A 13496-nucleotide genomic window follows, 5' to 3' on the forward strand; every position below is an offset into this window, starting at 1 on the left:
TGGACGTGCCCGCACATGTGAGCGGACACCCTGTCAGGCGGGCCCGGAACCGACCGTTGCGATGCAGCTCAGGCGGGCTGCTGGGCGGCCGCGATGCGCTCGTTGCGGAGCGCCTCGTACCAGCGGTCGTCGATCGGCGGCAGCGCGTTCACGTCGAGCGCCAGCTTCAGCAGCAGGTCCGCGATGAGCGGGTTGCGGGCCAGGACCGGCCCGTGCATGTACGTACCGAAGACCGTCTCGTTGTACGCGCCCTCCGTGCCGTCCCCGGTGCCGTTGCCCCGGCCCAGCTTGACCCGGGCGAAGGGGCGGGCGGTGGGGCCGAGCTGCGTGACGCCCTGGTGGTTCTCGAAGCCGGTCAGCGGGGGCAGGCCGAGCCGCGGGTCGATGTCGCCGAGGACGTCACCGACGCACCGCTCGCCGGTCCCGCGCACGGTCGTCACGTCGAGCAGGCCGAGACCCGGCTCGCGCTGCCCGAGGTCGTTGATGAACTCGTGGCCGAGGATCTGGTACCCGGCGCACACGGAGAACACGATCGCGCCGTTCTCCACCGCCCGGTACAGGTGCCCGTCGCGGCGCAGCCGCTCGGCGGCGAGCCGCTGCGGGCGGTCCTCACCGCCGCCGATCAGGTAGATGTCCCCGGAGGTCGGGATCGGCTGGTCGCTGCGCACGTCGAGCCGGGCCACGTCGAGACCGCGCTGCCGGGCCCGGCGCTCCACGACGAGCGCGTTGCCCTGGTCGCCGTAGGTGCTGAGCAGGTCCGGGTAGATCCACACCAGCCGCAGTTGGTTGTCGCTCATGAACTGTTCGTCCTTCGTGGTCAGTTGCCGACGCGGCGGCGCAGGTCCTGGAACGCGGTGTAGTTCGCGATGACCTCGATCCGGCCCGGCGGGCACATCTGGACGGCCTGGTCGAGGGAGTCGCAGACCTGGAAGTGCTGGTTCGCGACCTCCAGCCGCACCGCGAGGTCCAGCTTGCGGTCGCCGAGCACGAAGATCGGGTGGCCGGTCAGGCGCGTGTAGTCCACGTCCCACAGCCAGGAGGTGTCGGTGCCGTCGGCGCCACGGGCGTTGACGGAGAGGATCACCGGGGTCGGCGGCGGGTCGATCAGCGAGAACGTCTCCAGCCAGCCGGCCGGGTTCTTGGCCAGCAGCAGACGCAGGTCGCGCCCCTGGAACTGCACGACGTCGTACCGTCCCGCGACGGCCTGCACCTGGTACATCCGCTCCAGGGCGACCTGCGGCGGCACCCCGAAGACGGCGGCGACGGCGGCCGACGAGGCGGCGTTCGCCTTGTTGGCACGCCCCGGCAGCTGCAGGTGGATCGGCCAGGCGGACCCGTGCGGGTCGAGCACGTGGTCCCCGGAGAGCACCCAGCTCGGCGTCGGCCGCCGGAACCCGCACTCACCGCAGAACCAGTCGTCGCCGGGCCGCTGCATCACGCCACCGCAGGACGGGCAGGACCAGGCGTCGTCCTTCCACATCTGCCCCGCGGCGACCCACACCACGTTGGGGGAGGAGGACGCGGCCCAGACCACCAGCGGGTCGTCGCAGTTCGCCACGATGACGGCCTTCGACCCGGCCAGACCCTCCCGCCAGTTCTCGGCGAGCATGCGGGTCTCGGCGGCGCGGTCGAGCTGGTCCCGGGAGAGGTTGAGCAGCGCGATGCACTTCGGGTCGGTGTCCCGGGCCACCCCGGCCAGGTACTTCTCGTCGACCTCGATCACGCCGAACTTGGAGTCCGAGCCGCCCGCCAGGGCGGAGGTGATCCCGGCCGGCATGTTGGCGCCGAGCGCGTTGGAGACGACCGGCCCCGCGGCCTTGAGGGCCTCGGCGATGAGCCTGGTGGTCGTCGTCTTGCCGTTCGTCGCCGAGACGAGGGTCACGTCCAGGTTCTGGGCGAGCCGGGCGAGAAGATCGGGGTCGAGTTTGAGCGCCACCCGGCCGCCGATCACGGATCCGCTGCCGCGACCCGCGGCACGGGACGCCGCCGCGACCGCCTTGCCCGCGGTCACGGCGATCTTGGCCCGCGGCGTGAGCGGGTCCGAGTTGCCTGCCATCAGTTCTCGATCCTCCTTGCGTACGCGCCGCGCCTCAGCCATCCGGCAACGTGGTGTGCACCTCAGCCTATCGAGATCCATTCGCACACCCGAATTCCGGCCCATGCCTGCGCGGCGAGCAGGGGCCCATCCGAACCGTACCCTTGCGGCCATGCGACACGGTTCCATTCCGGGCGCCCGCGGGCGGGTCCGGCCCCTCACTCTGCTCGGCGACCCCGTCCTGCACGCCCGCTGCGCGGAGGTCACCGACTTCGGCCCCGAACTCTCCCGGCTCGTGGAGGACTTGTTCGCGACGATGTACGCCGCGGAGGGCGTGGGACTGGCCGCGAACCAGGTGGGGGAGCCGCTGCGGGTGTTCGTCTTCGACTGCCCCGACGACGACGAGGTCCGCCACCTGGGCCACGTGGTGAACCCGCGCCTCGTGACGGTGGACGGCGTGACCCTCCGCGGGCCCGAGGGCTGCCTGTCCCTGCCGGGCCTGGAGGCGGGGACGGAACGCTACGACCATGCGGTGGTGGAGGGCTTCACGGCGACGGGGGAGCCGGTCACGATCCATGGAACCGGCTTCTTCGCCCGCTGCCTCCAGCACGAGACCGACCACCTGGAGGGCCGCGTCTACGCCGACCACGTCACGGGCTGGCGCAGGCGCAAGCTGATGCGCCAGGTGGCCAAGTCTTCTTGGCGCCGGTGAGCGCAACCCCCTGGGAGCGCGGGGCTGTGTCTGATTTGCGGCTACCGCCGCGCGGGCGCGACCAGCCCCCACCGGCCGTGCGACGACACGCGACCTTCAGAACCCAGGACCGCCGATCTTGTCCCCCGCCGCAGCGAGCCGCCCCCACAAAAGGTCCGCCAGACTCTTCACCAGTTCTGCACGAGAACAGGGCCGTTCCCCCAGCCACCAGTCCCCGGCTGCGTGCATCATCCCGACGATCCCGTGCCCCCACACCCGAGCCAACTGCTGACTGTTCGGCCCCAGATCCAGCCGGTCCTCGATGACCTGCGCCAGCTCCTCGCCCATCCGCCGCAACAGCGGAGCCGAGTGCTTCCCCACGTCGAACCCCTGGTCGGTCCCCGTGCTGCCCTCCGCGGGATGCATCAGGAACCGGTACACCTGGGGCCGCGCCTCGATCGCCGCGAGGTACGTGTCCAAGGTCGCCTCGACCCGCTCACGGCGCTCCGCGGGAGCGTCCAGCGCGGCCCGCAGCGAGTTCAGCAGGGCGTCCGTGTGCCGGGTGGCCAGCGCCGCGTACAGCCCGCTCTTGTCGCCGAAGTGGCGGTAGAGGATGGGTTTGGTGATGCCCGCCTCCGCCGCGATGGCGTTCATGGAAGCCTGTGGGCCGTCGCGCAGCACCACCCGGTCGGCGGCCTCCAGCAGCTCGCGCCGTCGGCGGTCGGCGGACCGTTGCTGTTCGGTCCGCTGCGTGGTGTCCATGTGCTCTCCCCACCCCGTGCTCTTTTCGGTGACGCCTGCGCAAACTAGCACCTGACAGCCATCTGCACTCGAACTGGCTGCCGAGGTGACCTTGGGAGTTGACTTTTCCTACCGACGAGTAACAGACTCGGGTTACCGCTAGTAACACATTATGCGCCGCCGCTGGAGGGGTCATGGCCGAGTTCACCATGGAACTCAACGACGAACAGAAGGAGGTCCGGGACTGGCTGCACGGCTTCGCCGCCGACGTCATCCGCCCCGCGGCCGCCGAATGGGACGAGCGTGAGGAGACTCCCTGGCCGGTCATCCAGGAGGCCGCGAAAGTCGGCATCTACTCCCTCGACTTCTACGCCCAGCAGTACTTCGACCCCACCGGCCTCGGCATCCCGATGGCCATGGAGGAGCTGTTCTGGGGCGACGCGGGCATCGCTCTGTCCATCGTGGGCACGGGCCTGGCCGCCGTCGGTGTCCTCGCCAACGGCACCGAGGAACAGATCGGCACCTGGATCCCCCAGATGTACGGAGACCCCGACGACGTCAAGGTCGCCGCGTTCTGCTCCTCCGAGCCCGACGCCGGCTCCGACGTGGCCTCCATGCGCACCCGGGCCGTCTACGACGAGGCCAAGGACGAGTGGGTGCTCAACGGCACGAAGACCTGGGCGACCAACGGCGGCATCGCCAACGTCCACGTCGTCGTCGCGGTCGTCGACCCGGAGCTCGGCTCCAAGGGCCACGCCTCCTTCATCGTCCCGCCGGGGACGCCCGGGCTGTCCCAGGGCCAGAAGTTCAAGAAGCACGGGATCCGCGCCTCGCACACCGCCGAGGTCGTGCTGGACAACGCCCGGGTGCCCGGGTCCTGCCTGCTCGGCGGCAAGGAGAAGCTGGACGAACGGCTGGCCCGGGCCCGGGAGCGGGCCAGGTCCGGTGGCGAGCGGGTGAAGAACGCGGCGATGGCCACGTTCGAGGCCTCGCGGCCCGCCGTCGGCGCGATGGCCGTCGGTACGGCACGCGCCGCGTACGAGGTCGCCCTCGACTACGCCGTGACCCGTGAGCAGTTCGGGCGCCCGATCATCGACAACCAGGGCGTGGCGTTCCAGCTCGCGGACATGCGGACGTCCATCGACGCGGCCCGGCTGCTGGTGTGGCGGGCGTCCTGGATGGCGGTGAACGGGAAGCCGTTCACCGCGGCCGAGGGGTCGATGTCGAAGCTGTTCGCGAGCGAGACGGCGAAGAAGGTGACCGCCCAGGCGATCCAGATCCTGGGCGGGAACGGGTACACGCGGGAGTATCCGGTGGAGCGGATGCACCGGGACGCGGCGATCTACACGATCTTCGAGGGGACGAGTGAGATCCAGCGTCTGGTGATCGCCCGTACCTTGTCGGGGGTGCCGATCCGGTAGCGCCGTAGGGGGTGCGGCGCGTCGCGGACCGACGGCAGTCAGTGGCTGGTCGCGCAGTTCCTCCCCCGGCCTTCGGCCGGGGGTACCCCCAGCGCCCCCTGACAGGTGGGCACAGTCACCGGTGCTTCAAAGGTGTGAGTTGCTCGATGTCGTAGCGCTTGCGGAGTGCCTCGATCGCCTCGTGGTCCGGAGGGCCGCCGCTGCCCAGGATCTCCAGGAGCTCCTCGAAGTAGCGCTCGTGGTCGGGCGGCGGGGAGGACTGGAAGAACATCCGCGCCGGGGTGTCCGTCGGGTTGGCGAAGGCGTGCGGGCAGCCGGGGGGTACGGCGATCAGCGTGCCCGGGGTCGCCCTCACCACCCTCGTGCCCGATCTCGACTCCCACTTCTGCCAGTGGTCGGGGGTGCGGATGCGCGGCTCGAAGGCGAGGACGTCCAGTTCGCCTTCGAGGACGTAGAACAGCTCCTCGCTGCGGGTGTGCACATGGGCGCCCACGTCGAAGCCCGGCGGGACCTCCACCTCGAAGGTGGAGGCCGCCCGCGAGTGCGTTCCCGTCACCTTGAAGGTGACACGCTGGGCCGGCGTGTGGACGACGCGCCCGTGCCCCGGCGGCACGAGGAGTCCCTCGGTCGTGGTCATGGGCCACTCACCAGGTCACTGGAAGTGTCTCGGGGCCCCGGATCAACGCGCCCTTTCTGAAAGGGACCTGTTCCGGAGGCACGGCGAGCCGCAGCCCGGGCAGCCGGTCGAGCAGGGCGTCGACGAGGAGTTCCTCCTCCAGCCTGCCGAGCTGGCCGCCGGGACAGTAGTGCGGGCCGAACCCGAAGGACACATGCGGGTTGGGACTGCGGGTGAGGTCGATCGTCTCGGGGTCCGTGAAGACGGCCGGGTCGCGGTTGGCGGCCAGGTACGAGACGTAGACCGCGTCACCCGCGCGGATCCGGACGCCCTTGATCTCCACGTCCTGGGTGGCGATCCGGCACAGCCCGACCGCGCTGCGGTGCGGGATGTAGCGCAGCAGCTCGTCGATCGCCCGGGGGCGGATCGCCGGCTCGGTGCGCAGCCGGTCGAGGAGGTCGGGGCGGGTCAGCAGCAGGTAGAACAGCTGCCCGCTGTTGTTGGTGACCGCCTCGCCGCCGATCTGGAGGAGGACGGCCAGACCGACGGCCTCCTCCAGAGCGACCTCGCCGCGGCCCACCGCGGCGCCCAGCAGCGAGCACACGTCCTCGCCCGTGCTGTTCTCCCGCAGCCCGATCAGGTCGGCGAAGTAGGCGCCCATCTCGCGCTTGGCCTTCTCGCTGACCTCCTTGCCGTGGCGGGAGGACAGGATCAGCTGGGTCCAGATGTGCATGGTGTGCCGGTCGGCGGCCGGTACGCCCATCACTTCGCAGATCACCGCGATGGGGAACGGGCTGAGCACCGTCGCCGTGAGGTCGGCGGGCGGGCCGTCCTGGACCAGCTCGTCGACGATCTCGTCCAGCATCAGGCGGGCCTTCTCCCGGACCCGCTCCACGCCCTTGGAGGTGAGCGCGGGGGCCACCGAGCGGCGCAGCCGCGTGTGGTCGGGCGGGTCCAGGAAGCCGACCGCGCCGCGGTCCGGGATGAAGTGCGGGGCGAGCCGGGTGACCGGCTGCTCCAGCACCGCCTCACGGCTGAACCGGAGGTCGTTGGCCACCATCCGTACGTCGTCGTACCGGGTGACCAGCCACGCCCAGCCCTCGCCGTTGGGGAGCTGGATCCGGGTGACCGGACCCTCCCGCATCAGCTCGGCCAGGGTGGGGTCGAAGTCCACCCCCGTCAGGTCCGGCACCTCCCAGTGCCGGACCGGACAGGCGGCCTCACCGGCGGCTCCGGCGGCGGCTTCGGCAGCCGCCTCCTCGGCCGCCTCGGCGGCGGAGTCGAGCGGTTCGGTGAGCGCCATCTCTACCGAGCCGCCTCTCCGTCCGAACGCCGCCAGCGACCCAGCGACATTTCCGCGGTGATGCCGGGACCGAACCCGGCCAGCAGGCCGCGCGCCTGGTGCTCGGCACCGCCTTCGTCGAACATCCGGCGCAGTGCGTCCAGGACGACGGCGCTGGCGATGTTGCCGTACTCGGTGAGCGTGGACCGGCTGAACCGGAAGGCGTGCGGGTCGACCTGGAGGAACTTGCTCAGGTCGTCCAGGATGCGCGGCCCGCCCGCGTGGACTATGTAGAAGTCCAGGTCGGACGCGTCCCAGCCGTGCAGCCCTGCCAGGTCCTGGAGAGCCGGCGCCAGCGGCTCCATGGTCGCCGGGACTCGCTTGTCCAGCAGGAAGTGGAACCCGGTGGCCCGCACGTCGTACATGATCCACTCCTCGGTCTTCGGGATCAGGTACGAGCCGTTGCGTTCGAGTTCGACGCCCGTGCCGCCCTTGCCGCGGACCACGGCGGCGGCGATGCCGTCACCGAAGAGGCCGTTGGAGAGCAGCGAGCCGACGCCGAGGTCGGTCGGCTGGTAGCACAGCGAGCAGAACTCGCAGGCCACGATGAGGGCGTTGGCGTCCGGGTACGCCGAGCAGAAGTCGTGCGCCCGGTTGATCGCCGCTCCGCCGGCCGCGCAGCCGAGCTGCGCGATGGGGATCTGGCGGGTGGTGGAGTCGAAGTCCATCTCGTTGATCAGCCACGCGGTGAGCGACGGCATCATGAAGCCCGTGCACGAGACGTAGATGATCACGTCGATGTCGCTGGTGAGCAGTTCGGCGTCGTCGAGCGCCCGCTGGATCACTGCGGGAACCCGGGCCTTGGCCTCGACCTCGTAGAGCTTGTTGCGCTCCTCGAAGCCGGGGTGCTTCAGGGTTTCCTCGATCGGCTGCACGATGTGCCGGGTGCGTACGCCCGTGTTCTCGATCAGTCTCAGCGCCAACGGCAGCTGCGGGTGGTTCTCGTGGTGGGAGCGCGCCAGTTCCAGCGTCTCCTCCATCGTGATCACGTACTCCGGGACCGACACTGAGGGTTTGCACAAAGTCGCCATGAACCGTGCCTGCTTTCAGCCTTCCGGCGGGTTTGGCCCGACCGGTCAGAGAGGTGGTTCACCTCAGGAGGTGGTCCCCTCACGATCACCCGTGAGGGCGACGATCTCGCGCCGGACTACTCCGAACCGGTGACCCCGTGTCAGGGTCGGATCAGCACAGAGGTATCCCGACGAGGAGGACGCGATGCCCGGCACGGCCGCGGAAGTGCTGAAAAAGACCAGGTCAGAGCTTGCCCCGGAGGCGAACGCCAATCCGTTGGTGCCCCTCGTCGCCAGCGGCCGGGCGAGTCGGGAGACATTCGCCGCGCTGGCCCTCGAACAACACCGGGTGATCCCCGCCGACCGACGCGCGTTCCTGCATCTGGCGCAGCGCGCCGTCGAGGAGCCGGCGGCCGCAGGGTTCTTCACCATGCTGGCCGAGGGCGAGGAACAGGCGGCAGAGCGGCTCGGCGCGTTCACCGAGGCGTGCGACGTGGATGACGAGCGCCGGCAAGCGTACGAGCCCCTACCGGGCTGCCAGGCGTACCCGGCGTACATCTCCTGGCTCGCCCTCAACGCCGACCCGACGGACGCGCTCCTGGCCGTCACGGCCAACTTCGCGACCTGGGGGACGTATTGCGCGACCATCGCGCACGCCCTGCGCGAGCACTACGGCTTCACCGACGAGGCCTGCGCCTTCTTCGACTTCTTCGCAGCACCGGCTCCGGCCCTGGACGAGCAGGCGGAGGCGGCGGTACAGGCGGGACTGGAGTCAGGGCGCCTGGACGAGAAGCGCGTGTACACCTACGGCCGCTTGCTCCAGGCATACGAGGAGATGTTCTGGACGTCGCTCAGGACACTCACCTAGGGGCGCTGGGGGTACCCCCGGCCGAAGGCTGGGGGAGGAACTGCGAGAGCAACCCCCACCCACCCGCACCCGCCGAACCACCGTCACTCCCCACTGCTATGGGCGATACAAGCCACGTCGATCCGATCGGCGAGCTTCGCCAGCTCGATGGTCAGCGCAGCCACCGTGTCCTCGTCCAGCCCACCCTCGTCGGCCTCCACCAGACGCAGCCACCGTGCCCCCAACGTCCGCAACAACTTACTCACGTCGGCCGCGGCCACCTGCAAGGTCCCGCGGTCGTCGACGATCAGAGGCAGGGTCACTTCGCGGTTCACAGTCGGGATCGTAGTCGTGCAACCCTCACGCACCCTGCCAAACGGTGGTGATGTTGCAGAACTCCCGGATTCCGTGCCCGGACAGCTCACGGCCGTACCCGGACCGCTTCACCCCGCCGAACGGAAACGCCGGGTGCGACGCGGTCATGCCGTTGACGAACACGCCGCCGGCCTCCAGGTCCCGTACGAACCGGTCCACCTCGGCGTCGTCCCGCGTCCACACGTTCGAACTCAGCCCGAAGGGCGAATCGTTGGCGATGAGGATCGCCTCGTCCAGGTCTCCGGCCCGGTACAGCGTGGCCACCGGCCCGAACGCCTCCTCGCGGTGGATGCGCATGTCGCGGTGGATCCCGGCGAGGACGGTCGGCGGGTAGAACCAGCCGGGCCCGTCCGGCCGCTGCCCGCCGCACAGGACCTCCGCACCCGACCGCTTCGCGTCCTCGACCAGCTCCTCCAGGTCCTTGCGCCCCTGCTCGCTGGAGAGCGGCCCGACGTCCGTCTCCTCGTCCATCGGGTCGCCCGTGCGCAGCGCCGTCATGCCCGCCACGAACTTCTCGGCGAAGGCGTCGTAGACGTCGGTGTGCACGATGAACCGCTTCGCGGCGATGCACGACTGCCCGTTGTTCTGCACCCGCGCCGTCACCGCGATCTTCGCCGCGCGGTCGATGTCCGCCGAGGGCATCACCACGTAGGGGTCGCTGCCGCCCAGCTCCAGGACCGTCTTCTTGATCATCTCGCCGGCGGTGGCGGCGACCGCGCGGCCCGCGGGCTCGCTGCCGGTGAGCGTCGCCGCCCGCACCCGCTCGTCGCGCAGGATGTCGTCGACCGCGCCGGAGCCGATCAGCAGGGTCTGGAAGCAGCCCTCGGTGAAGCCGGCCCGGTGGAACAGGTCCTCCAGGTACAGGGCCGTCTGCGGGACGTTGGAGGCGTGCTTGAGCAGGCCCACGTTGCCCGCCATCAGCGCGGGCGCGGCGAAGCGGACCACCTGCCAGAGCGGGAAGTTCCACGGCATCACGGCGAGCACCGGCCCGATGGGGCGGTACCGCACCCGCACCCGGGAGGCGCCCGAGTCCTTCACGTCCGTCTCCGCCGGCTCCTCGTCGGCCAGCAGTTCCTCCGCGTGGTCGGCGTACCAGTGCATCGCCTTCGCGCACTTGGCGGCCTCCGCGCGGGCCTGCTTCAGCGGCTTGCCCATCTCGGTGGTCATGGTGCGCGCGATGTCGTCCCGGTCCGCGTCCAGCAGGTCGGCGGCGGCGTGCAGCAGCCGGGCGCGCTCGGCGAAGGTGCTCGTGCGGTACGTGCGGAACGTCGCCTCGGCGAGTTCGAGCCGGCGTTCGAGCTCGTCCTCGTCCATGGCCTCGAACGTTTCGAGCGTCTCGCCGTTCGCCGGGTTGACCGTCGCGATGGGCATGGCTGACCTCCCTGGGAGCGAGCTTGCTATGACCTTCCCGCGCGGCCCGGCCGACCGCAACGTATGGGCCCCTGTTCAGCCCGAGTGCTCCGCCAGCCGGTCGAGAAACGCGGCCTGCGCCTTGACGATCACCTCGCGGGCGCGGTCCGGGGTCAGCCAGGCCACCCGGTCCAGCTCCGGGAACTCCTGGATCCGGCCCGACCGCGGCGGCCACTCCATCACGAAGGTGCCGGGGGCGATGGCGGCCGGGTCCAGGTCCGCCTCGATCGCCCACGCCGTGACGATCTTGCCGTTGGTCTGCCGGACCTCGCCCAGCTCGATCGGCTCGCCGTCCGGCGGCGCCAGGCCCAGCTCCTCCCGGAACTCGCGGCGGGCGGCCTCCCAGGCGGGCTCGTCCGGCTCGTACTCGCCCTTGGGGACGGTCCAGGCGCCCGCGTCCTTCTTCGCGAAGAACGGCCCGCCCATATGGCCGAGCAACACCTCGAGGCCTGCGCCGGTATGCCGGAACAACAGCAGTCCGGCGCTTCGCTTCGGCTCCGTCAACGCCGTACCTCCGGATGGGCGGCCAGCAGGGTCTCCACCGTATCGGCTTCCTCCGGCCGCTTGTCCTCGCGGTAGCGGACGACCCGCGCGAAGCGCAGGGTGACGCCGGCCGGGTAGCGGGAGGACCGTTGCAGGCCGTCGTAGGCGATCTCGACGACGAGTTCCGGGCGTACGGTCACCACCCAGCCGGTGTCCGAGACCTCCAGCTCCTTGAGCCGGGCGGTCTGCCACTCCAGCATCGCGTCGGTCATGCCCTTGAACGTCTTGCCGAGCATGGCGAAGGTGCCGTCCGGGTTGCGGGCGCCGAGGTGGAGGTTGGAGAGCCTGCCGGTACGGCGGCCGTGGCCCCACTCGGCGGCCAGCACGACCAGGTCCAGGGTGTGGACGGGCTTCACCTTCAGCCAGGAGGCGCCCCGGCGGCCGGCGCTGTAGGGGCCGTCCAGGGCTTTGACGACCACGCCCTCGTGACCGCGGGCGAGGGCGGCCGCGAGGAACTCCTCGGCGGTCGTCGTGTCGTCCGGCCCGGACACCAGCGCCCGGCGCACCCGCATCGGCTCGGGGACCAGCCGGGCCAGTTCCGCGTGCCGTTCGGCGAAGGGCAGGTCGAGCAGGTCGTGGCCGTCGGCCGAGAGTGCGTCGAAGAAGACCGGGGAGACCGGGACCTCCCGGGCCGCCTTCGCCACGTCCGTCCGGGAGCCGACCCGGCCCGCCGTCTCCTGGAAGGAGCGGGGCCGGCCGTCCGCGTCGAAGGAGATCACCTCGCCGTCCAGGACGAACCGGTCGCCGTTCAACCCGCGTGCGGCGGAGGTCACCTCGGGAAGGCGGTCGGTGATGTCGTCCAGGGTGCGGGTGAAGACCCGTACCGTGTCGCCGTCCCGGTGGACCTGGACCCGGATGCCGTCCAGCTTCTCCTCGACCGCCGAGCCGCCCAGCTTCGCCACCGCCTCGGCGACCGAGGAGGCGGTGTGCGCCAGCATGGGCAGCACCGGACGGCCGACGGTGAGCCGGAAACGCTCCAGGGCCGGAGTGCCGTCCGCCAGCAGCGCCGCGGCCACCGTCTGGAGGGACCCGGCGAGCATCACCGCCCGGCGGACGGCGCCGGGGTCCGCGCCGGTCGCCTGCGCGAGCCCCTCGACGGCGACCGCGTCCAGGGCGCCCTGCCGCACCTCCCCGGTGATCAGCCCCAGCAGGAAGCGCTGCTCGTCCGCCGTCGCCGCGCCCATCAACTCGCCCACGATCCGGGCCCGTTCGGCCTGCGAACCGGCCCCGGAGACCTTGCCGAGCTCGCTGAGCCGGGCGTCGACCTCGCGCACGGTGAGGGACGGTTCGGCGGCCGGCGGGACGGGCCGGCTCAGCACCTTCCAGCCGACGCCGAGGCGGCCCTGCGGGAGCCGGCCGGCCAGGTAGGGGATGACGACCGGAACGTCGTCGGGAGCCGTCTCCCGGAAGAGTCCGGCGAGCAGCGCGGTCTTGCGGGACCTGGCCGCGGTGGCGGCCACCTCCCGGGACACTTCGGCGAGCCGGGTCAGCAGCATGCAGCCATGGTGCAACGGGCGGGGCCGGACTACACCCGCACGGCGGCGTCCAGATCCGCGAAGAGCAGCTCGCCGTTGATCGCCGCACCGGCCCGGTAGCCGCGGCTCGCCGCGTTGACCACCTGCTCGGCGAAACCGCTCGCGTTGCCTGCCGCCCACAGCCCGGGCACGGTGGTCAGGCCCCGCTCGTCGATCACGGGGTAGGCGCCGAAGGGGGTCTCCGTCAGCTCGGCGCCCAGCCCGAGGAACAGGTCGTTCTGCGGGACCGGGCGCGGGGCGGCGAACAGCGCCTCCCGCGGGTGCACGCTGCTGTCGGCGAGCCGTACGCCCGTCAGCCGGTCGTCCTCGATCCGCAGACCCGCCACCGCACCGGGCACCACCCGCACCCCGGCCACGGCCAGCCGCCGCAGGTCGTCGTCGGTCAGCTCCGTCTCCTCGACCTGGTGCAGGAAGAGGGTCACGTCCTTGGACCACTGGGTGACCATCAGCGCATGGTGCACGCTCATCGGGGTCGTGGCCAGCACCCCGAACGCCTGGTCGCGTACCTCCCAGCCGTGGCAGTACGGGCAGTGCAGCACGTCCCGGCCGAACCGTTCGGCCACACCGGGGACGGGCGGCAGCTCGTCCTTCAGGCCGGTGGCGACGACCAGCTGCCGGGCCCGGACCGTGCGGCCGCCCGCCAGTGCCACCGCGAAACCGTCCGCGCCGTCCTTCGTCGCGCCCACCGCCCGGTCCCGGACCAGCTCCACGCCGTACCGGGCGATCTCCTCCCGGCCCACCGCCAGGAACTCCGCGGGCGGCATGCCGTCCCGGGACAGGAAGCCCTGCATGTGCGCCGCCGGGGCGTTGCGCGGCTCGCCCGCGTCGACGACCAGGGTGCGGCGCCGGGCCCGGCCCAGGACCAGCGCGGCGGACAGACCGGCCGCGCCGCCTCCGACGACGACCACTTCGTACGTATCGGTCATGGTG

Annotated in this window: 14 protein-coding genes; 3 read left to right on the forward strand and 11 right to left on the reverse strand. The window is 71.2% G+C overall.

What is annotated here, in order from left to right; translation table 11 throughout:
- Positions 1 to 68 precede the first annotated feature (68 nt).
- Positions 69 to 797, reverse strand: coding sequence for a glutamine amidotransferase (locus tag ACFY6U_RS23695; RefSeq protein ID WP_351499378.1), 729 nt, complete (start codon positions 795 to 797; stop codon positions 69 to 71).
- A gap of 20 nt (positions 798 to 817) precedes the next feature.
- Entirely contained in the window at positions 818 to 2056 is a 1239-nt protein-coding gene (locus ACFY6U_RS23700; protein WP_390041160.1) for a MurT ligase domain-containing protein, read from the reverse strand.
- A gap of 151 nt (positions 2057 to 2207) precedes the next feature.
- Here ACFY6U_RS23700 and def point away from each other — a divergent pair, with 151 nt between their 5' ends.
- Positions 2208 to 2747 carry a peptide deformylase gene (def, locus tag ACFY6U_RS23705; RefSeq protein ID WP_390041161.1) on the forward strand — a complete coding sequence of 180 codons (540 nt, stop codon included), beginning with the start codon at positions 2208 to 2210 and terminating at the stop codon, positions 2745 to 2747.
- Positions 2748 to 2843: 96 nt separating this feature from the next.
- On the opposite strand, the gene ACFY6U_RS23710 is transcribed toward def, so the two are convergent.
- Positions 2844 to 3488 carry a TetR family transcriptional regulator gene (locus ACFY6U_RS23710; RefSeq protein WP_351499384.1) on the reverse strand — a complete coding sequence of 215 codons (645 nt, stop codon included), beginning with the start codon at positions 3486 to 3488 and terminating at the stop codon, positions 2844 to 2846.
- Between the two features lie 173 nt (positions 3489 to 3661).
- On the opposite strand from ACFY6U_RS23710, the gene ACFY6U_RS23715 reads away from it, so the two are divergent.
- Entirely contained in the window at positions 3662 to 4888 is a 1227-nt protein-coding gene (locus tag ACFY6U_RS23715; protein WP_390041163.1) for an acyl-CoA dehydrogenase family protein, read from the forward strand.
- A gap of 115 nt (positions 4889 to 5003) precedes the next feature.
- On the opposite strand, the gene ACFY6U_RS23720 is transcribed toward ACFY6U_RS23715, so the two are convergent.
- From ACFY6U_RS23720 to ACFY6U_RS23730, 3 genes are read right to left on the reverse strand one after another with little or no spacing between them, the layout of a single operon-like run.
- On the reverse strand, positions 5004 to 5525 hold the full coding sequence (locus ACFY6U_RS23720; RefSeq protein WP_390041165.1) for a cupin domain-containing protein: 522 nt from the start codon (positions 5523 to 5525) through the stop codon (positions 5004 to 5006).
- A 7-nt stretch (positions 5526 to 5532) separates the two neighbouring features.
- Positions 5533 to 6807 carry a cytochrome P450 gene (locus ACFY6U_RS23725; protein WP_390041167.1) on the reverse strand — a complete coding sequence of 425 codons (1275 nt, stop codon included), beginning with the start codon at positions 6805 to 6807 and terminating at the stop codon, positions 5533 to 5535.
- Between the two features lie 2 nt (positions 6808 to 6809).
- Positions 6810 to 7877 (reverse strand): type III polyketide synthase, encoded by a 1068-nt coding sequence (locus tag ACFY6U_RS23730; protein WP_351499393.1) that lies wholly within the window; start codon positions 7875 to 7877, stop codon positions 6810 to 6812.
- A 184-nt stretch (positions 7878 to 8061) separates the two neighbouring features.
- On the opposite strand from ACFY6U_RS23730, the gene ACFY6U_RS23735 reads away from it, so the two are divergent.
- The gene (locus tag ACFY6U_RS23735; protein ID WP_390041169.1) at positions 8062 to 8724 is read left to right on the forward strand and encodes a transcriptional regulator; all 663 of its coding nucleotides are present in this window, start codon (positions 8062 to 8064) and stop codon (positions 8722 to 8724) included.
- 83 nt (positions 8725 to 8807) lie between these two features.
- Here the strand turns inward: ACFY6U_RS23735 and ACFY6U_RS23740 are convergent, their stop codons facing one another.
- The 5 genes from ACFY6U_RS23740 to ACFY6U_RS23760 form a co-directional block, all read right to left on the reverse strand.
- On the reverse strand, positions 8808 to 9038 hold the full coding sequence (locus ACFY6U_RS23740; protein ID WP_089105419.1) for a DUF6213 family protein: 231 nt from the start codon (positions 9036 to 9038) through the stop codon (positions 8808 to 8810).
- A gap of 25 nt (positions 9039 to 9063) precedes the next feature.
- On the reverse strand, positions 9064 to 10449 hold the full coding sequence (locus ACFY6U_RS23745) for an NADP-dependent succinic semialdehyde dehydrogenase (RefSeq protein WP_390041172.1): 1386 nt from the start codon (positions 10447 to 10449) through the stop codon (positions 9064 to 9066).
- Positions 10450 to 10524: 75 nt separating this feature from the next.
- On the reverse strand, positions 10525 to 10992 hold the full coding sequence (locus ACFY6U_RS23750; protein ID WP_390041174.1) for an NUDIX domain-containing protein: 468 nt from the start codon (positions 10990 to 10992) through the stop codon (positions 10525 to 10527).
- A complete protein-coding gene (locus ACFY6U_RS23755; RefSeq protein ID WP_390041176.1) occupies positions 10989 to 12527 on the reverse strand; it encodes an ATP-dependent DNA ligase in 1539 nt (512 codons plus the stop codon). The genes ACFY6U_RS23750 and ACFY6U_RS23755 overlap by 4 nt, the downstream gene beginning before the upstream one ends.
- Positions 12528 to 12556: 29 nt before the next feature.
- Positions 12557 to 13492, reverse strand: a complete 936-nt coding sequence (locus tag ACFY6U_RS23760; RefSeq protein ID WP_390041178.1) for an NAD(P)/FAD-dependent oxidoreductase — start codon at positions 13490 to 13492, stop codon at positions 12557 to 12559.
- Positions 13493 to 13496 lie beyond the last annotated feature (4 nt).

The organism is Streptomyces sp. NPDC013157, from assembly GCF_042899865.1.
GTDB lineage: Bacteria > Actinomycetota > Actinomycetes > Streptomycetales > Streptomycetaceae > Streptomyces.

Coding starts and splice junctions, on each gene's coding strand:
- ACFY6U_RS23715 (WP_390041163.1), top strand. CDS start 3,662: ATGGCCGAGTTCACCATGGAACTCAACGACGAACAGAAGGAGGTCCGG.
- ACFY6U_RS23710 (WP_351499384.1), bottom strand. CDS start 3,488: ATGGACACCACGCAGCGGACCGAACAGCAACGGTCCGCCGACCGCCGA.
- ACFY6U_RS23700 (WP_390041160.1), bottom strand. CDS start 2,056: ATGGCAGGCAACTCGGACCCGCTCACGCCGCGGGCCAAGATCGCCGTG.
- ACFY6U_RS23720 (WP_390041165.1), bottom strand. CDS start 5,525: ATGACCACGACCGAGGGACTCCTCGTGCCGCCGGGGCACGGGCGCGTC.
- ACFY6U_RS23745 (WP_390041172.1), bottom strand. CDS start 10,449: ATGCCCATCGCGACGGTCAACCCGGCGAACGGCGAGACGCTCGAAACG.
- ACFY6U_RS23735 (WP_390041169.1), top strand. CDS start 8,062: ATGCCCGGCACGGCCGCGGAAGTGCTGAAAAAGACCAGGTCAGAGCTT.
- def (WP_390041161.1), top strand. CDS start 2,208: ATGCGACACGGTTCCATTCCGGGCGCCCGCGGGCGGGTCCGGCCCCTC.
- ACFY6U_RS23695 (WP_351499378.1), bottom strand. CDS start 797: ATGAGCGACAACCAACTGCGGCTGGTGTGGATCTACCCGGACCTGCTC.
- ACFY6U_RS23730 (WP_351499393.1), bottom strand. CDS start 7,877: ATGGCGACTTTGTGCAAACCCTCAGTGTCGGTCCCGGAGTACGTGATC.
- ACFY6U_RS23760 (WP_390041178.1), bottom strand. CDS start 13,492: ATGACCGATACGTACGAAGTGGTCGTCGTCGGAGGCGGCGCGGCCGGT.
- ACFY6U_RS23755 (WP_390041176.1), bottom strand. CDS start 12,527: ATGCTGCTGACCCGGCTCGCCGAAGTGTCCCGGGAGGTGGCCGCCACC.
- ACFY6U_RS23725 (WP_390041167.1), bottom strand. CDS start 6,807: ATGGCGCTCACCGAACCGCTCGACTCCGCCGCCGAGGCGGCCGAGGAG.